The following is a 17612-nucleotide window of genomic DNA, read 5'->3' as shown; positions in this document are numbered from 1 at the left end:
TTGTTTTCATAACATCAACTGGTTCGCAGGTGATGTGCCATCAGGTGGATAGGTTGTTATCCATTGTCTGACAATGATATGCATGTTTTTTTGACGCGACGCCTACGCAAGAGATGAGCAAGCTGCATCAACGATGGATTGCATAATGCGCGGACCACTTTCATGCGACTGCCTCGGTGGGACGGATCACATGAAAAGCCAGTCTCTCAACCGCGGCCGCCATGGTGGTGACGACATCGTCCGCTCCCGCTTCACGAAGTTGTGAGGTGACTTCCGCGGTCTTTTCTCCCGCGCCCCATAAACCGACGATGATTTTCAATGCAGGGAAACTCGCGCGCAGCTTCGCTGAAAGGTAGCGGGCCTGGCTGCTGGAACTGGGGGCGACCACGGAGATGCAGACCGCGTCTGGCTGGGATTCGCGAACCCAGCCTACCAGCTCCCCGGAAACCATTTTCGCGGAACCATTCTGGGCGGTGTGGCCGCCTTTCCGCAGGAGGTGGCCAAGCATCTCTCCGGCAAGCTGGTCACGATGGGCCCTGACGGGAACGATGCAGACGGCGGCGGTCATTTCCTTTTCCGAATCCCGCAGATCCACCTCATCCCGCATTTCGAGTTCGTTGAGGATGTCGCCCAGTCCGCGTTCGATGAAATCCAATTGCTCGGTCTCCAGAAGTCCCGCCCGATGGTCTGTCTCGGCGGCGGTGATGACGGGGACAAGCACGGAATCGAACAAGGAGGCGGTGGAGTTCGCCTTCAGATAGTGGTCCACCAATTCCATTTCATCGTGCTCCCCGGCACGGTGGAGTCGATGGTAGCATTCCTCCGCAGGAGTGAGCGGTTCTTCATCGCTCAGGATGATGCTGAGAAACGCCAGCCTCGGGATGTGCCGGCCCATTACGACGAGGCAGACGGTCAAGGGGGTGGCCAGTACCAGCCCGACCGGACCCCACAGCCAGGTCCAGACCAGCGCGGCGACGATCAGGGCGATGGGCGTCACCCCCGTGCTCGAACCATACAGCCACGGCTCCATCACATTGTTGCTGAAGAGCTCCAGGCCGATGAAAAGGCCGATGGTCAGCATGGGTGCCATCCATCCGGGGGACACCGCCAGCGACAGAAGGATGGGAAATCCGGCCGCGATCCACGGACCCACATAAGGAATGAAACGCAGGACGGTGGAGAGCGCGCCCCAGAGGATGGCGTTCGGCACTCCGATGAAATACAATCCTATCGCCACCGGGATCCCGTAGGTCACATTCACGACCAACTGCATGAACAGGTATCTCGAGACCCTCGATCCGGCGTCGTCCATCGCCCTCGAGGTCGCGCTGATGCGTCCTTGGCCGATCAAACGGATCATCCGGTTTCGCAGGTCCTCCCGCTGCAGCAGCATGAAGACCAGCAACAACACCACCAGGCCCGCCGTGCCCAACGGGCCTAAAACCGGGGTGACAACCTCCTGCACGAATTCCACCCGCTTGTCCTGGCCGCTCACCACCTCCACCGGCATGGGCGGCTGGTCTTCTTTTTTCAGGGCTTCCGGTTTGAGACGGGTTTCGGAGTTGCCGGATCCTGGGAGGTCTTTTTTCAGCTCCTCCATGGTCTCGGAAATCCTGGTGAACGGACCTTCATTCGGTATTTGAATGGAGCGTAGCTTCGCACGGATGTTTTCCTTATATCCGGGGAGCTGGTTCGCGAGATCCACCGCCTGCCGTGTGAGGACCCAGCCGGCGACTCCGGTGGCGGCGAACATCATCGCCACCACGCTCAGGACGGCTCCGATCCTGCCGATCCATCTCTGGAGCCGGTTCACCAACGGTGTGAGCATGAAGGTCAGCAAGGCGGCCAGCGCGAGCGGCACCAGCAGTTCCCGACCGAAATACAGCGCGGCGATGATGGCCGCGCTGAGCAATACGTTCGAAATGGTTGCCAGAGATTCGGCTGTGGGGACTTTTTTTGTCGGAGGTGTCATGAGAGGGTCAGGATTCGTGTTCGTTCCGTATCACCAGCTCTTGAAGTGTTGAGACATGGTGCAGCACGGCCGGGAGCAGGTCTTCCCGGATGAGCTCCTTGCACTCCGGCCCCACGTTCTCATCCAACAAGGCGTTTTCGTAGTCGTCGCGGTCCGCTTCCTCTCCCTTCAAAAGAGACTCGATGGCGGATCGAGGGCCGAACAGATTGGCAGCTCCCTGCGCGACCGTGGCGACAAGTCCCCAAGCTCCGGAATTTTTTTCCGGCTCACCACTCATGTCCCGGACATTGGCGGAAAGGAGGTTTGCGGAACGGGAGTGATCCTTGCGGATTTGCCTGAGGATTTCGTCCGCATCCGAATGGGTGTATTTGTCGATGACCTGTGTGTAAGTCTCGACGGCCGACAGCTCCCCCCGCAGGAGCCGATTGCAAATGCAAATACAGCGGTCATGGATGTGGGCGGTGTGGTACATGGGTGCTGCGGGATCGAACGGGATTTCCATCGCAGGAAAGGTGCCAAGCAAAAATCGCTTGAATGGAACTAACAGGGTCTATCGAAGTCACTGATTTTGCAACACCGGTTCCGGCTTTCGTTGCGTTTCGCAATGGTTGCCGGGACTGGCTTCCATTCCGGACATCATGAAAAAATGTGCCGAAATGGTTTCTTTTCAATCTTGAAAAAATGCGTAATTATCCCAGTAGAAATACGGCATCTCTTTTTTCAGGTCTCAAAGCGGCTCGGTACGGATTCTGCCTAATTTGATTGACCCCCACCGAGTGAAATATTATCAATCTGATTCAGATACCCCCTTTTTTTAATCATATGAAAATCATCCCAACCGCTTCTCTGGCAGTGATTTCTCTCTTCTTGGGGGCTTGCGATCAAGGCGAGCGCCAAGCGGCGTGGTGGGGCGCTGAAAAGGAACGGGTTGAGCTGGCCCAGCAGGTGGAGCTCGCAAAATACCGGTTTGACCGGTTGCTCGGCTCCGAATTTGAAGATCTTGAGAAGATTCGCGCCGCTACCGAAAAGACGGCGACATTGCGGAGGTCTTTGGAATCCAAGAAGGTTCTGGCTGCCGCGGAGGTGGAATCCCTGCAGGAGCAGTGGGCGGTTTTCCGGAATGACATGATTCACGGCCAGCGCCAGCGGGCCATTGGCAAATCCTTCGATAAAATGGTCCTGGCTTCCGGGCGGAGTTTTGAAAATGTGTCCGTCTCAGCCATCACGGATTCTGGAGTAACAATCCGTCATTCGGATGGCTCCGCGCGACTGCGCTTTCAAGATCTGGACGTAAGGCAGCGTTGGCTTTTCGGACTGGAGGAGGATCTGGCGATCGCGGCTCACCAAAAAGAAGTTCAAAACGCCGCCGAATACGAAAAATGGGTGGATGCCCGCCTTGCTTCCAATATGGAAAAGAAAAAGCAGGAGGCGGACGCCGCGCTAGAGGTGGAACTCGCCGCCAGCCGTGCGAGGACCAACCTGTTGGCGAGCCAGACAGCTTCGGCGGACACCGGTCCGTTTTCCCGGTCATCTTCCGTGGGAGATTCAACCTATTATCGTTCTTCCCGCACCTATCGCTCTTATTCCAGGCCCACTTATTACCGCTCATACAATTACTGTGCGCCGGTGGTCAGCCGCTGCTATTATCCATCCCGAGGAACCATCCGGGTGGGGGCTGGCAGGGCGGCACGCGAGTCGAGCACCCTGAGTGGCAGGCCCTACAATTCTTACGTTCCATGAAATTCCCCATCCGCTCCAGCAGTCTTGCCGTGATTGTCGCCCTTTGCTGCGTATCGTGCAGTGATCCCGCACTTGTCGAAAAACGTGAAAAACAGAAGGCCGAAATCGCCCGTCTGAAAGGTGAGCTCGCGTTGATTACTGAAAAGCTCAAGAGTCTTCCTCCTGATGTTTCGGAACAACTGGCCGAGGCCAAGAAGCTGTCCGAGAAACAGACAGGCGAGGTGACCGCTCTCGAAACGGAGATCGCGGCCCTGGAGACCAAGAAAAAATCCCTCCAGGCCGAGTTCGACACCTACAAGCTGAAATATCAGGTTAAATAACCCCCCAATCTTTAATTCAATACAGATATGTCTTTCAGTGATATGATGTCGAGCGGTCGCGGTCCCGGAGTGATCGGGATGGTGATGGCTCTGGCGGTTTTGCTCGGATTTGGTGTTTTGTTCATGTTTGCCTTCGATGAAGGGTTCCAAGGCGGAGAACTGTCCGACGAGGCGCTCATCGTCCAACAGGGCAAGGAAATCGACAGCTATCGCATGAGCATCGACAAGGGGCAGCAGAAGCTGGACCTGACTCCGCAGCGTTTGAAGGACTCGAAGGAGGTCTCCCGCCTGGGAGTGGAAAGCCAGACTCTCCAGCAGAACATCGTTTCCCTGACGGACAAGGAAAAGGCGACCGAAGCGGAGATCGTCGAAAAGAGAAAAGCATTCGATGCATATAAGGACGAATACCGGGCTTATGTGAGGAGCAAGGCGAAGGGAACGGAGATGGAGCAGCTTGTGACGCAAAAGGGCGTTGTTTATAAAGGCGTCATGATCAGGGACGTGACGGCGATCGGTATTCAGATCCGCCACGAAGAAGGTCAGAAGCGGGTTGATTACGAAGATCTTCCGGCCGACATGCAGGACTATTATCAGTTCGATGCGGCCCAGAAGGAGGCCGAGATCGCGAACGAGGAAACGGTTCGGAAGACCCACAATAAGGACGTGCTGGAGGCGGACAAGCTCGCCGAGATTGAAATGGGCAAGCAGCGTGAGCGTGAAGCCCTGCTCGATAAGGAAAAGAGGCGGCGCCAGATTGCAGGCAAAGAAGCGGATATCAACGCGCTTCAGGCTGAGATCCGTGCGCTCGGCGCCGAAATCGACCGGTTGGCTGGTAAACCGAAAAGCGGCGGTCCTGGTCTCGACAAGACAAAAGCTCTCAACCGTACCATCAAATCGAAGCAGAATCAGATCGCCGCGATTCGCGACGAGATCCGGCTGATGAGGGCATCGCTTTAACTCGTTCTCACAGATGCTATCTTCCGACGAGCATTCGGGGTTGTTCACCTTCATGGTGGGATTGATCGTTCTGGTCATGGCCGCGGTGGGGCTTTCCCTGCTGATGGACCGGCGTTTCCAGTTCTCCAGCGGCGTGGCCGAACTGCGGCGGGAGGTCAAACTCAGCGATGCGGAAATCTCCGAGTTGAAGAACAAGCTGGAAGATGGCAATCAACGGCTGGTCGAGTATGGAACGAAACTCCATGCGGACTCCCGGAGTCATAAGGAACTGACTTCGAAGTGTGACGGTTTGAACCTCCGCCATGCGGAATTGGTGAAAACCCGTGATGAGGCGCTTTCATCCGTGACGGCGCTGGACGGCAGATTTTCCGATTATCGGGCGGATTACCGAACCGCGACATGGCTTGCCGCAGTGGGTGAAAACCTGGGCACGCTGACGCTCCGCAGCGGACGTTCCTACCAGCAGGCCGTCATCCGCCGGGTGACGGATGTTGGTTTGGAAATCAACCATGTGGATGGCATCGCGAGAGTCCAGGGACCCGAGCTGGATCCGAAATTCCAGGATCGTTTCCAATGGAATGACGAGGAACGCCGGTTGCGATTGAAGAAGGAGAGTGAAAACTTCGACGCCCACACGGCAAAGACCGGAACAGAAGCTGAAGCAACTCCTTCCGGCGAGCGTGATGTCCGGCGGGCGAGATTGGCGGAAGAGAATCTCAAGCGAAGCAATCTCCGGCAGAATGTGAGGAATTGGAAAAACAAGGTCAACAAGCTCGTCGCCGACCATGCCGAAGCTTCCTCCCGTTCGAATTACGGCAGCAAATCAGTGCCCGGCAGCCTTGAGACATGGGATGCGAAGGCGAAGAGACTGAGCGCGGAACTCAAGAACGCGCGGGCGGCATTGGCGATGGCGAAGTCGGATTTGGCGATGGTTTCCCCCAATGACACTCTCCTTGCGCCGGAACCGGAGTTCTGACTGTCATTTCGGCAATCCTCGAAAATCCGGATTGCCCTGCCGCGTTGCTTCGCGTGAAGTCCACCCGTGCGATACGAACCGATTTCTCCAGCGTTTTTCATCCGTAACCGCGAAAATCTCCGCGGCCTGCTCAAGCCCAACAGCATGGTCATTCTCCGTGCGAACGATATCTATCCGACCAATGCGGACGGCACGATGGCGTTCAAACAGAACAGCGATCTCTTCTATCTGACCGGCGTCGATCAGGAGGACACCACGCTCGTTCTCATGCCGGATGCGGTGGATCCGAATGAACGGGAAATCCTCTTCGTCAAGGAGACCAGCGAGCTTATCGCCATCTGGGAAGGAGAGAAACTCAACAAGGAGCAGGCCCGTGCCGCCACGGGTGTCGAACGCATCGAGTGGTCCGGCTCGTTCGACGGGTTCCTCCACCGCATGGTTCCGCAGGTGGAGCACATCTATCTGGCGACCAACGAGCATCTCCGCGCCAGTGTCGTGGTGGAGACCGCGAACGCGCGCTTCATCAAGGATTGCCAGTCGCGCTACCCGCTGCACCGCTACGAGCGCCTCGCTCCGTTGCTCCACCGCCTGCGGATCACGAAGGACCAGGAGGAGGTCAAACAGCTCCAGCGCGCCTGCGACATCACGGAGGCCGGATTCCGCAGGTTGCTGGGCTTCATCAAGCCCGGAGTGGGGGAATGGGAGATCGAGGCCGAGTTGTTGCACGAGTTTGTCCGCCGGGGGTCGCGTGGTTTCGCCTACGCTCCCATCATCGGCACTGGAAAAAACGCGTGTGTGCTCCACTATGTGGAAAACGACAAGATCTGTCAGGATGGCGACATGGTTCTGATGGACGTGGCCGCCGAGTATGCGGGGTGGGCGTCCGACCTCACCCGGACCGTGCCGGTGAACGGCCGGTTCACCAAGCGCCAGCGGGATGTGTATGACTCCGTCCTGCGCGTTTTCCACGGAGCGAACGGCATCCTCCGTCCCGGCAACACGCCGATGGAATACCAAAAGCAGGTCATCGAGCTGATGGAGCGAGAGCTTGTCCATCTGGGGCTTTTCTCTGCGAAGGAGGCGGCTGCCCAAGGGCCGGACAAGGCTCTCGTGAAAAAATATTTCATGCACGGCACCTCGCACCATCTGGGGCTGGACGTGCACGACGTCTGTCCGCCGCACGAACCTTTCGCGGAAGGCATGGTGTTCACCATCGAGCCGGGTATCTACATCCGAGGAGAGAACATGGGCATCCGGTTGGAAAACGATGTGGTCATCGGCAAGGACGGCAACTTCGACCTGATGCGGAACATCCCGATAGAGGCGGAGGAAATTGAGGAATTGATGAATGCCGGCCGCTGATGTTCGAAATCGGCCTGCGACCTGCTAGAGATGCCGGACCATGATTGGCATAGTATCGGGATCGGGGCTGGGGGCGTTGGCGGATGCGGTGGAGATTGAAAGGGAGGTTCCGTTCCTGGAAGCGGGGCTTCCCATATCTTCCGTGCCGGGACATGCGGGAGCGTTTGTCTTTGGCAAACTCGCCGGCAGATCCGTGCTTCTGATGAAAGGCCGGCTCCACCTCTACGAAGGCTACGACGCGCGACAGGTCACCGCAGGGATACGCTGGATGGTGGCACAAGGAATCAACAAACTCATCCTGACCAACGCCGCCGGCACGATGAACAACGCCTTCGCTCCCGGCACATGGATGATGCTCAGCGATCATCTGAACCTCACCGCGACATCGCCGCTCGCAGGCGCTGATTTCACCGACATGTCCGTGGCCTACGACGCCGCATGCCGCGCCGATTTCCGCACCGCCGCGATCGTCTCCGGCATGACGCTTCATGAAGGCGTGTATGCGGGCCTGCGTGGTCCGCAATATGAAACTCCCGCGGAAATCCGCATGCTCCAGTCCATGGGGGCCGACGCCGTGGGCATGAGCACCGTGTTGGAAACCATCCAGGCACGTTCGCTGAAAATCCCTGTGGTGGCCTTTTCGTGTCTGACGAACTGGGCAGCTGGACTCACAGGAGCCCATTTGGATCACAAGGGAGTGCTGGAAACCGGCAGGCAGGCGGCGGATGAGATGGCCTCGCTCCTGAAGCAGGTGTTGGGGGAGAAGCGGTGAGGGAGAAGGGTTTGGTTGTTTGTGCTCCGGCTATCCGGGTGGCCGGATCTCCGGTCGGTGAAACGGGTGTGAAGGCCGGGAAATCGCCGGCCGTTGATGTGGATGAGCGTTGATGGCGGAAGATATGGATGTCCAGTCATCATCGGACACGGAGTTTTTCCCGGTTTGATGTTGCGCCGTCGCAGAACGGGTCAGCCGGAGTCGGACCCTCCGGTTGTTATTTTGCTGCGGGTTCGAGTCTTCCGGATGGAATCACCTCCCTTGGCTGGCTTTCGCTGGACCATTCGAGGCGGGTGTTCGCTCCGCCGCCGTCCTCGTAGTATTCGAAGGTGATGGGATATTTTTTTCCGGCCTCGAGCTTGATGGTTCCGGTGTAGGTCTGGTCGTAGTCATCCAGCCATTTGTCGATGACGGGCTGTTTGTCGATCCACAGCCTGCGGCCGTTGTCGGACTTGGAGTGGAAGGTATACGTTTCGGAATAAAGCGGGGTGATGAATCCCTCCCAGCGGACGGAGAACGTGTCGTTTTCTATCAACGGGTCCGGCGAACCATTGCCCCAATTGAAGGAGATTTCAGGATCAAGGCGGGTGAGTTTCTGGTCCGTGAGGTCGCGGTTGTTGTAGTAGCTGCCGGTCAGACCGTGGATTGGGGTGGAGCTTTTCGCGACTGCGGCGGAGTCCAGCGTGACCTGGCCGACGTCGCCCTCGTCATTCTGCCAGGCGATCTCGTTTTTCCCGGCCTTGAGCTGGAGATTTTCCCCTTGGAACATCCACACATCCCAGTTCGTGGTGCGGTGGAACTGGGTGCGTTTGATCTTCGCCCCGTTCACATACAGCGAGAGCGTGCTTTGGGCGGGGGGATAGATTTTCGGGAACGACTGTTGTTCTCCCTCGACCTTCACACCATTCGCGTAACGGAGGATCACGCGATAGACACCCGCCGCCGGGACGTCCGCGGTGAAGGTGGCTTTGGCTCCTTTTTTGGAAAAGCCGTCCACGTAGCCGGTGCCGGTGAAGTTCTTGTTGGTGGATGCCTTCGCCGCGTCACCGGAGAGTTGCCAGTCCTCGGCTTCGTAGAGCTCGCCCATGCCGGGATCGCCGGAGGGGTTTTCCAACAAGGAGGTGGGGCTGGCAGCCGTGCCGAAGTCCGGCGTGTCGTCCTCCTTGAAGGTGAACTTCTTGATGTTGATGGCGCGCATGCCGTTGTCGTCGGCGTTGAAGATCTTCGAGTGATACATCACCCAGTTCTCCTTGCCATCCGGAGAGGTGGTGAAGCTGGCGCGGGATGGTCCCCAGACATCGTCGGTGGTTTTCAGGAGGGTGCCCAGGGGTTTCCACGATTTCTTGTCATCGATGGGTCCGGCGTCCGGGGAATAGATCAGCGCGGAGAGCCGGTAGTCCTTGGAGGCGAATCCTCCCTCGGCGCCGGTCATGATCAGCTTGCCGTTCCTCAGGATGGCACGCGGACCCTCGGCGTGCAGTCCGATCTCCTTGCGATGAGCGGTGATCCTGGTGGGACTGTCCATCGGAGCCATCACGGCACCTTCCACGATCTTGTCCGCCAGCGATCCCCAGAAGGCGTAGAGCTGGTCCTTGTACGTCACCACGGTGATGTCGTTCGCCTGCGCGTTGCCGTGCTCGTCCCCGGTGAAGAGCACGCCCCTGTTGGTGAATCCGTCCAGCGGGTTGTCCGTATTCGCCTGCAGGACGACGGCCATGTGCTTCCAGCCCTCGGATCTGACGTCCGCGCAGAAGTAGATGTACCATTTCCCCTGGATGAAGTGAAGCTCCGGAGCGAAGACGCGGCGGTAGTTGTCGCCATCCTCCCAGACCTTCACCTTCTCCCCGCGCTCGGTGAGGGTGGGGGACTTGGAAACATAGACGGCCGTCGGCTCCGACGGTCCGGAACTGCACATGTAGTAGCTGTTCTCGTGACGGATGACCCATGGATCCTCTCCTTGGTAGAGCGGGTTGTGGAAGGCGGACTGCGGCTTCGCGCTGGCGATGAAGGTCATGGCGAGGGACAGCGGCAAGAGGGTGTGAAGAGGTTTCATGGAAATGAAAATGGGCGTGATGCGCCAGGTCGGACGCAGGGATTCACAAGGTGGTCGGGCGCGGGAATACGGGCAAGTTTGAAATGGGGGACATGGGACGTCATGGTCGGCTAAACCGGCTTCTCGGATTTTTTCAAAAGACGCGTGGAGGCCGCCAAGAATCTCGGTCATTTCATGGGAATGTCATCGCCTCCCTTTTAGAGGACATGGATCCGCTGGGGTGGCTTCCTGTCCCAAAGAGCCGGGCTTGGCCGGGCCGACGGGAACTATTCCTGGATGATCGGCCGCATATCGCACCGGAGCGTGGATACCGCGTACCAAAAAAGTCGCGATGTGATAAATTCCAAACGGAATGACAAAGGATGCGAGGCACAAAACCGACGGAAGCCAGGTTGACGAATGTCGTGTCGCTTGAACCAGGCCGGTGTTGACGGATGAGATGCCAGCAAGCCCGAAAAAAGTCGCCATCAACTGAAGAACCGACCTGCGGCCAAGGATGTAACGTTTGTCGCGATACTCGGGGAGAAAACAGCCGACGATGAAAAACGCGGATGCTGCGATGGAGTAGGTGGCCACGAAATACCAATCCGAGACCCGGGGAATCAGGGCTGAGGCACAGAGCCAGCAGGCGAACGCAAGGAGGACCAGCGATGTTCCTCCGATCCTGCTATGGACAATGTATTTCATGATCAGGTTTGTGATTGAATGCTTGTCACGGAGCCGGTTGGCGGGATGCATCGCCGCCCTTGCCGGCACGTTCCCGGAGGGTGTCTATCGCCGCGAACCATTTCGCCAGAGGCGGGTTTCCCGCGACCTTGTCCTTCGGAATGACATAGTCCACCCATTCCTCGGAATAGCGTTCGGGCATTTCGTCGTAAACATGGATGAGATGGTGGATGGAGGTCTGCCGGTTGTCGGATTTTTTGCCCCGGTATGCCTCGATGCCGGGAATGGCGTAGAAATCTTCGAGTATCTTCAAACCTTCGGCATACGGTAGATTGATTCTGTTGGATTTCGCGGATCCCTGCGAAAAAGTGGCACGATCTCCGTTCAACATCACCCCGAATGCGTCATCCGTGCCGACAGAGCGAATGGATCGGATCATTGGTTTCTCCGGAACCCGGGTTTCGGAAACCGGAGTTGCCGCGCGTGAATCGAGACCTTCCTGTTTGCAGGCAGCGAGGGAGAGACCGATCAGCAATGGGATGAGGGCGGCACGCATTTCCGGTGAACGCTCGAACGTGGGAAATCCGGGCGATGATGGCCAGTCCAAACGCGGAATAGGGGACTTCTTCGGGGGAGGGGGATGACAATGCGATCCCGCCCCCTTTGTCGGGGGGGGGGATCGTGCCTGGATGGCGTCCTGGGAAACTTCGCCGTTGCTGCCGGGTCAGCCTGAGTCAGACCCTCCGACTTGGCTGCTTCAGGTAGCTGGTGAACCGGGGGAGCTTACTTCTTTTCCTTCCGTGCCAGCGGCTTTGGCTCGGCTTCGGGGTGGCGGGCGAGGATGGCTTGCATCTCCTTGACGACTTCCGGTTGCTTCGTGGCAAGGTTCTGTTTCTCGGTGGGGTCTTCCTTGTAGTCGTAGAGTTCGAGCTTGGCGGTGTCGGCGGGGGCTCCGGGGACTTTCCACTCGACAAAGCGGTAGCGCTCGGTGCGGATGGCCCGGCCGATGCGGCCCTCGCCACGCGGGAAGCAGTGGTAGGCGTGATCGCGCAGTCTCACGGAGGGGTCCTTGAGCACGGGAATGAGGCTGACTCCGTCGATGGGCTGCGGAACGGAAGGTTTTGGCAATCCAGCAAGCTCGGTGACCGTAGGGTAGATGTCCACGGTCTCGGTGAGCTGGCGGGTGGAACCGGGTTTCATACCGGGGGCGATGATGAGCAGCGGGATGTGGTTGGCCTGCTCGTAATTGGTGTGCTTCGTCCAGTAGCCGTGGTCGCCGAGATGCCAGCCGTGGTCGCCCCAGAGGACGATGATCGTGTTTTCCCAGAGTTTCTGGCGGTCCAGCTCATCAAGCACGCGGCCGAGCTGGGCGTCCATGTAGCTGGTGGCGGCGTAGTAGCCGTGGATGAGCTTGCGGGCATTCTCATCGTCGACCTTGCCGTTGTCCGGGATCGGTTCGTAGTTGGTGATCTCCCCGCCTTTTTTTCCAGCGAGAGGTGGAGCGTCCTGGGGTGGTTTGGTGTTTTCTGCGAGTTTGAATTTCGTGGGGTCGTGCATGTCCCAGTATTTCCTCGGCGCGGTGAAGGGCAGGTGCGGCTTGGTGAAGCCGATGCCGAGGAAAAAGGGCGTGCCTTTCCGTTCCGCCGCCGCCTGGAGGCGCTTGATACCTTCATCCGCGATGCGGCCGTCGGAGTAGGCGTTGTCCGGGACATCGGCGATCTCCCATGCGGCGCCTTTCGGAAGCTGGCCGATGCGGCCGAGTTCCTTGTTTGAAAAATAGGCCTCCTCGCGGGTCAGCCTGCCCCCGGCGGAGCTGGCGGGGTCCGCGTATTCCACGACTTTTTCAGTGATGGTCGGGACGGACCATGAGGCGGCGTCGTCGCTGTTGCCATGACCGGAGTGGAGGATCTTGCCGACGGCTTCGGCGCGGTAGCCGTTGTTCATGAAATATTGCGACAGGGTGACGGCATCCGGCACCGCCTTGCGGAAGTTCTGCGAGAGGTCGTAGATGCCGAGCGAGGTGCTGCGCGAGCCGAGCATGAGGTTGTTCCGCGAGGCGGAGCAGACGGACTGGTTGCAATAGGCGTAGTCGAAACGCATGCCGCGGGCGGCGAGGCGGTCGAGATTCGGTGTGACCGCCAGCTTGTCTCCATACGCGCCGATGGTGGGCTTGAGATCGTCCACACAGATGAGAAGGACGTTGGGTTTTGATTTTTCCTGCGCCCCGAGGTGGGGTGGCAGGGCCAGGAGGGCGATGAGACAGGCGGCTTTTTTCATGGTCGGTCGGACGTGTCGTTGGAGATGGTGGATTCGATATTCTGCCGTGGGCGGCTGGAATGGTTTGTTTCTGGGGGAGGAGAGGTGAAAATCGGACGGTGCTTCAGTTACCAAGGGGTTCGCGTGGTGGTTTTCATGGCGGGAACCGTTCCGGATGTGAAAGTGGGAATGAAGCGGTGAAACGAAGGGGTAATCGGGCAGCCCGTAGTGCTACCCTCCGTTGGCGGAGTCTTCCAGAATCACACGCACGTCGTCGGTGGATGCTCCGGCGTAGAAAATGAGTTTCACGGTCCTTCTGTCGGGGGAGAGGGTGACGCTGTCGGGAGGATTGAGCCTCTGGCTGAGTTCGATGCCCCGGAGCGGATCCGGCCATCGGGCGGTGGAAAAGACAGGGTCGCCATGGGCGAGGGGTCCGTTCAGGCAGGAAATCGCGAGGACCGGCCGGTCGAAGGTGACCTCACCCTCGAAACACAGGAAATGTTCCTCGCTGATCACTCCCACAGGATTGTAGCGGATGAGGAAGCTGCTCAGCCGCTTTCCGGAGACCGGGGACAAGGTCCGGACTTCGCCGCTGATATCACCGGGCAAGGTCCCCGGTTCGGTGATTTCGGCCTGGATCTCGTGATCAAAGGGGATTCCCCGCCGCTCGGGGATGACGAGGATGTGTTTGTCATTTTCCAACAGCGCGAGTTTCTCCGCCGTATCGGGAGGAGCGGGGATCACCGCTCCACGGGTGGTGAGGATGCCGTTTGAAAAAGGCCAGGTTTTGGTGAACGCGGAAGGGTCGAATGCCACGGCGCGCATCGCTTGGTCCATGCTGGACTTGATCGCGGCTCCCTCCTCCAGCCGGATCTTCTCATCGCCTTTCTCCACCTCCACCAATCCGTCCAGCACCATGAACTCCGACTTGCCATCCTGGGTGGTGGTGATTCCGAAGGAGGTGCCGAGGTCGGTGAGGACGGCGGATTTCGTATGAACCTTGAAACCGTGCGCCGTGTCCGGGCACCAGCCGTTCATACGGCCGGATTCCAGTTCGATCGCCATGCCGGAGACGACCTTGAGCTTCATCGGCCCTTCGACAGCGGCGACGGCACCGTTCTTGAAATCGAGCCGGACGAGGCCGCTCGTTTCCTCGATCACGGTGCCCGAGTAGATCGGTTTCGAGGAAATCACCTGGTTGTCGTGGTTCATCCTCAACAGCAGCGCGACCCGCTCGCCCCGCGGGGCGGGATTGTAAAAGAAGTGAAACCCGGCCAGCGTCAGCACCGCTGCCGCAGCCAGGCCTTTGACCATACGGCCACGGGCCACCCGCCGCTTCACCCGCCGGGCGAACGCGAATTCCCCCTCCTCGGCGATCCTGATGACATGGCTGGCCGTGCGGCTGGCAAAATCTTCTTCCTGCCGCGCCGCCAGGTGCAAGGTGGAGGAGATGTCCAGGTGGCCGGCGATCCTGCCGAGCAACGCGGGGTTTTTGTCGATGAGTTCCATCAGCCGCGCATGCCCGGCGTCATCGAGCGTTCCCTCCATGAGGCGTTCGATGAGATCGATGGTTTCGCTTGGGATTTTCTCGGCCATTACCAGTGGACTTCGATGGGTTTCCCGCGCAGGCACTCGGCGAGCGACTGGCGTGCGTGAAAAAGCAGTTTCCTGACGGCGGCCGGTTTCATCGCCATCTCCTGGCCGATTTGGAAAGAGTTCATGTTTCCGAAGTAGCGTGCCTCGATGACGCCACGGGTTTTTTTCGTCAGGTGGCCGAGGCAGGCGCGCAGGGCTTCGAGCGTCTCCGGAGGCATGGGCGGAGGAGGTGTGGATGTCTGCGCGTCCTCCGCCTCCACGAGAAGCTTGGTGAGGTTGTGGCTGAACAAACGTTCGCGCCGGTTGAGTTTGGCGGTTTCGTTCAACACCAGGTTTTTCGCGACGGTTCGCAGCCATGCCCCGGGATTGTCCACGGCGAGGAACTCATCCCACTTCCGATAGACGACGAGGAAGGTGTCCTGCGCGATGTCATCCACCCACGCGGGATTCACCCCGAAGCCGCCGATGTAGTGGCGCAGGCTTGAGTGGTGCTCCGCGATGACGCGGGTGAATGCTTCTGAGTCCGGCATGCGATTCGTATATTAATGTCGCGAACCGGAGATGTGTTCCCGGAATGCGGTTAAATTTTCAAAAACGCGTCCACATCGAGGAAATCCTGGCCGTGGATGATGTGCTCCAACAGCGGAACGCCGGTGAGATCCTCCACCACGCCCTTGTTCGTGATCATGGCGGTATCCATCTCGTCCTCCAACTGGTTCAGCACGATGCCCGCGCAGGTGAGTCCCTTGGCCCGGATGGCGTTCACGGTGAGGATGATGTGGTTCAAGGCGCCAAGCTTGTTTCCCGCGACGAGGACGACGGGCAGTTTCAAATCGGCGGCGAGATCGGAGACGCGGTAATTGGCGGCGATGGGAACCTCCCAGCCGCCCGCCCCTTCCACGACCACCTGTGCGTGTTTTCCGGCGAGGTTGTGGTATCCGGCGATGAGTTCGGCCGGATCGACGGTCCGGTTCTCCAGCATGCCCGCGACATAGGGGGCGAGGGGGGTATTGAGGGAAACCGGGTTGATTTCATCCAAGTCCACGCCGCCCGAGACTTCGGACAGGATGGTGGCGTCTCCGCGGTCTCCGCAGGAAACCGGCTTGTAGCCGACGGCATCGCGGCCCTCGGCGCGCAGGCTTTCGATGATCAGGCGGGTGACATAGGTCTTGCCGACGTCGGTATCGGTGCCGGTGATGAAAAAACTCATGGGGAAGGGGTGGCTTGCCGGGGCGGCGGGGTCAAGGCGGGTGAGTGACAAATTTGCCTTTTTCCACGGGGCGGGTCCGTTCATGCTCGCGGCACATGACAGCAGATTTCCTGGTGATCGGCGCGGGTGTGGCCGGACTTTCCTTTGCCTTACGGGCCGCGAAACATGGTTCGGTGATCGTACTGACCAAGGGCGACGCCTATGAGTCGAACACGGCCTGGGCCCAGGGAGGGATTGCTTCCGTCTTATCTCCGGACGAGCGTGACGCCGGAGACACCGAGGAACTGCATGTGGCGGACACGCTGGATGCGGGGGCGGGGCTTTGCAAGGAAGAGGCCGTGCGCACCATCGTGGGCGAGGGGGCTGCGGCGATCGAGGACCTCGTGGATTACGGGGTTTCCTTCGACCAGGAGAATGGCCATTTCGAGCTGGGAAAGGAAGGGGGGCATTCACACCGCCGCATCCTGCACACCCGGGACACCACGGGCCGTGAAATCGCCCAGGCACTGATCGAAACCGCCCGCAAGACGCCGAATCTCACTCTTTTGGAAGATCACTTTGTCATCGACCTCATCACCACGGCCAAGCTTGGCGCGGCGGTGGACGATCGCGTGATCGGAGCGTATGTGCTGGAGACAAAGACGAACGAGGTGAAGGTCTTCCGCTCGGACCGGGTGGTTCTTGCCGCCGGAGGTTGCGGAAAAGTCTATCTCTACACCACCAATCCGGACTCCGCGACCGGTGACGGGGTGGCGCTCGGCTGGCGCGCGGGCGCGAGCATCGCGAACATGGAGTTCATCCAATTCCACCCCACCTGTTTCTACAACCCCGGCGCGACCGGTCCGGAAGCCAGGTCCTTCCTCGTCAGCGAGGCGGTGCGTGGCGAGGGTGGAATCCTCATCAATTCGAAGGGTGAGGATTTCACGAAAAAAATCGATCCGCGTGGTTCACTCGCCCCTCGTGACATCGTCGCCCGTGCCATCGACCGCGAGATCAAGCGCACCGGTGCGTCCTGTGTTTACCTGGACGTGACCCACAAGCCGAAGGGTTTCATGAAGGAGCGTTTCCCCTATATCTATCAGACGCTGCTCAGGTTCGGGCTGGATTGCGAAACCCAGCCGATTCCTGTAGTTCCCGCCGCGCATTACATGTGCGGGGGCATCCTCACGGACGTGAACGGGAAGACTTCCTTGCGGGGGCTTTATGCCGTGGGGGAGGTCGGCTGCACCGGCCTGCATGGAGCGAACCGCCTTGCTTCCAACTCGCTGCTGGAAGGAAACGTCGTCGCGCGCCGCGCGCTTGAGGAAATGATGCGCATGCACCCGCCGGGAAAACCGGTGCCGGAAACACCGCCGGTTCCCGAGTGGTCGCATGGCGACACCGCCGAGCCGGACGAACTGGTGGTGATCTATCACAACTGGGACGAGATCCGCCGCCTGATGTGGGATTATGTTTCCATCGTCCGCACGGACAACCGCCTGCGCCGCGCCACCGCCCGCCTGCGGAATTTGAAAAAGGAAGTGCGGGAATTCTACTGGGGCCACCGCGTGAACGCCGACATCTTGGAACTGCGGAATCTCGTGGCGGTGGCTGGCCTCATCGTCGAATGCGCCACCCGCCGCAAGGAATCCCGCGGGCTGCACTACACGCTGGACCATCCGAACACGGACGAGCGGCTTTGCACGGACACGGTGATCAGGAAGTTTTAGGTATTTGAAACGCGCCAGTGGGA

16 protein-coding genes are annotated in these 17612 nt (G+C 59.2%); 7 read left to right on the top strand and 9 right to left on the bottom strand.

The window, feature by feature from the left end; all coding sequences use genetic code 11:
* Positions 1-160: 160 nt before the first annotated feature.
* Positions 161-1972 carry an AI-2E family transporter gene (locus JIN84_RS22740; protein ID WP_200353399.1) on the bottom strand — a complete coding sequence of 604 codons (1812 nt, stop codon included), beginning with the start codon at positions 1970-1972 and terminating at the stop codon, positions 161-163.
* 7 nt (positions 1973-1979) lie between these two features.
* Positions 1980-2474, bottom strand: coding sequence for a DUF2383 domain-containing protein (locus tag JIN84_RS22735; RefSeq protein WP_200353398.1), 495 nt, complete (start codon positions 2472-2474; stop codon positions 1980-1982).
* A 320-nt stretch (positions 2475-2794) separates the two neighbouring features.
* Here JIN84_RS22735 and JIN84_RS22730 point away from each other — a divergent pair, with 320 nt between their 5' ends.
* From JIN84_RS22730 to JIN84_RS22705, 6 genes are all read left to right on the top strand, one after another.
* Positions 2795-3712, top strand: a complete 918-nt coding sequence (locus JIN84_RS22730) for a hypothetical protein (RefSeq protein WP_200353397.1) — start codon at positions 2795-2797, stop codon at positions 3710-3712.
* Positions 3709-4032, top strand: coding sequence for a coiled-coil domain-containing protein (locus JIN84_RS22725; protein WP_200353396.1), 324 nt, complete (start codon positions 3709-3711; stop codon positions 4030-4032). Before JIN84_RS22730 ends, JIN84_RS22725 begins: the two co-directional genes overlap by 4 nt.
* A gap of 84 nt (positions 4033-4116) precedes the next feature.
* On the top strand, positions 4117-4989 hold the full coding sequence (locus tag JIN84_RS22720; RefSeq protein ID WP_200353395.1) for a hypothetical protein: 873 nt from the start codon (positions 4117-4119) through the stop codon (positions 4987-4989).
* A 13-nt stretch (positions 4990-5002) separates the two neighbouring features.
* Positions 5003-5965, top strand: coding sequence for a hypothetical protein (locus tag JIN84_RS22715; protein ID WP_200353394.1), 963 nt, complete (start codon positions 5003-5005; stop codon positions 5963-5965).
* Positions 5966-6031: 66 nt separating this feature from the next.
* Positions 6032-7327, top strand: coding sequence for an aminopeptidase P family protein (locus JIN84_RS22710; RefSeq protein WP_200353393.1), 1296 nt, complete (start codon positions 6032-6034; stop codon positions 7325-7327).
* A 40-nt stretch (positions 7328-7367) separates the two neighbouring features.
* Entirely contained in the window at positions 7368-8099 is a 732-nt protein-coding gene (locus tag JIN84_RS22705) for a purine-nucleoside phosphorylase (RefSeq protein WP_200353392.1), read from the top strand.
* Positions 8100-8316: 217 nt separating this feature from the next.
* Here JIN84_RS22705 and JIN84_RS22700 read toward each other — a convergent pair whose 3' ends face one another.
* The 7 genes from JIN84_RS22700 to bioD form a co-directional block, all read right to left on the bottom strand.
* On the bottom strand, positions 8317-10152 hold the full coding sequence (locus JIN84_RS22700; RefSeq protein WP_200353391.1) for a PA14 domain-containing protein: 1836 nt from the start codon (positions 10150-10152) through the stop codon (positions 8317-8319).
* Between the two features lie 183 nt (positions 10153-10335).
* Positions 10336-10839: a hypothetical protein gene (locus JIN84_RS22695; RefSeq protein ID WP_200353390.1), complete on the bottom strand. Its 504-nt coding sequence runs from the start codon at positions 10837-10839 to the stop codon at positions 10336-10338.
* 25 nt (positions 10840-10864) lie between these two features.
* Positions 10865-11374: a hypothetical protein gene (locus JIN84_RS22690; protein ID WP_200353389.1), complete on the bottom strand. Its 510-nt coding sequence runs from the start codon at positions 11372-11374 to the stop codon at positions 10865-10867.
* 227 nt (positions 11375-11601) lie between these two features.
* Entirely contained in the window at positions 11602-13095 is a 1494-nt protein-coding gene (locus JIN84_RS22685; protein WP_200353388.1) for a sulfatase, read from the bottom strand.
* 210 nt (positions 13096-13305) lie between these two features.
* Positions 13306-14670 carry a FecR family protein gene (locus tag JIN84_RS22680; protein ID WP_200353387.1) on the bottom strand — a complete coding sequence of 455 codons (1365 nt, stop codon included), beginning with the start codon at positions 14668-14670 and terminating at the stop codon, positions 13306-13308.
* On the bottom strand, positions 14670-15200 hold the full coding sequence (locus JIN84_RS22675) for a sigma-70 family RNA polymerase sigma factor (protein WP_200353386.1): 531 nt from the start codon (positions 15198-15200) through the stop codon (positions 14670-14672). Before JIN84_RS22675 ends, JIN84_RS22680 begins: the two co-directional genes overlap by 1 nt.
* 50 nt (positions 15201-15250) lie before the next feature.
* Positions 15251-15880, bottom strand: a complete 630-nt coding sequence (gene bioD / locus JIN84_RS22670) for a dethiobiotin synthase (RefSeq protein WP_200353385.1) — start codon at positions 15878-15880, stop codon at positions 15251-15253.
* A gap of 95 nt (positions 15881-15975) precedes the next feature.
* On the opposite strand from bioD, the gene nadB reads away from it, so the two are divergent.
* Entirely contained in the window at positions 15976-17589 is a 1614-nt protein-coding gene (nadB, locus tag JIN84_RS22665) for an L-aspartate oxidase (protein ID WP_200353384.1), read from the top strand.
* Positions 17590-17612: the final 23 nt, after the last annotated feature.

Origin of the sequence: Luteolibacter yonseiensis (genome assembly GCF_016595465.1) — a bacterium.
In the GTDB taxonomy this organism is placed as follows: Bacteria; Verrucomicrobiota; Verrucomicrobiia; order Verrucomicrobiales; family Akkermansiaceae; genus Luteolibacter; species Luteolibacter yonseiensis.
Note: the sequence above shows the minus strand (reverse complement) of the source record. Positions and strands in the feature narration are given on the sequence as shown.

Excerpts from the sequence above, each read along its gene's own strand:
- JIN84_RS22690 (WP_200353389.1), bottom strand. The coding sequence starts at position 11,374 with ATGCGTGCCGCCCTCATCCCATTGCTGATCGGTCTCTCCCTCGCTGCC.
- JIN84_RS22740 (WP_200353399.1), bottom strand. The coding sequence starts at position 1,972 with ATGACACCTCCGACAAAAAAAGTCCCCACAGCCGAATCTCTGGCAACC.
- JIN84_RS22695 (WP_200353390.1), bottom strand. The coding sequence starts at position 10,839 with ATGAAATACATTGTCCATAGCAGGATCGGAGGAACATCGCTGGTCCTC.
- JIN84_RS22685 (WP_200353388.1), bottom strand. The coding sequence starts at position 13,095 with ATGAAAAAAGCCGCCTGTCTCATCGCCCTCCTGGCCCTGCCACCCCAC.
- JIN84_RS22735 (WP_200353398.1), bottom strand. The coding sequence starts at position 2,474 with ATGGAAATCCCGTTCGATCCCGCAGCACCCATGTACCACACCGCCCAC.
- JIN84_RS22700 (WP_200353391.1), bottom strand. The coding sequence starts at position 10,152 with ATGAAACCTCTTCACACCCTCTTGCCGCTGTCCCTCGCCATGACCTTC.
- JIN84_RS22680 (WP_200353387.1), bottom strand. The coding sequence starts at position 14,670 with ATGGCCGAGAAAATCCCAAGCGAAACCATCGATCTCATCGAACGCCTC.
- JIN84_RS22725 (WP_200353396.1), top strand. The coding sequence starts at position 3,709 with ATGAAATTCCCCATCCGCTCCAGCAGTCTTGCCGTGATTGTCGCCCTT.
- JIN84_RS22675 (WP_200353386.1), bottom strand. The coding sequence starts at position 15,200 with ATGCCGGACTCAGAAGCATTCACCCGCGTCATCGCGGAGCACCACTCA.
- JIN84_RS22715 (WP_200353394.1), top strand. The coding sequence starts at position 5,003 with ATGCTATCTTCCGACGAGCATTCGGGGTTGTTCACCTTCATGGTGGGA.
- JIN84_RS22730 (WP_200353397.1), top strand. The coding sequence starts at position 2,795 with ATGAAAATCATCCCAACCGCTTCTCTGGCAGTGATTTCTCTCTTCTTG.
- nadB (WP_200353384.1), top strand. The coding sequence starts at position 15,976 with ATGACAGCAGATTTCCTGGTGATCGGCGCGGGTGTGGCCGGACTTTCC.
- bioD (WP_200353385.1), bottom strand. The coding sequence starts at position 15,880 with ATGAGTTTTTTCATCACCGGCACCGATACCGACGTCGGCAAGACCTAT.
- JIN84_RS22705 (WP_200353392.1), top strand. The coding sequence starts at position 7,368 with ATGATTGGCATAGTATCGGGATCGGGGCTGGGGGCGTTGGCGGATGCG.
- JIN84_RS22720 (WP_200353395.1), top strand. The coding sequence starts at position 4,117 with ATGGCTCTGGCGGTTTTGCTCGGATTTGGTGTTTTGTTCATGTTTGCC.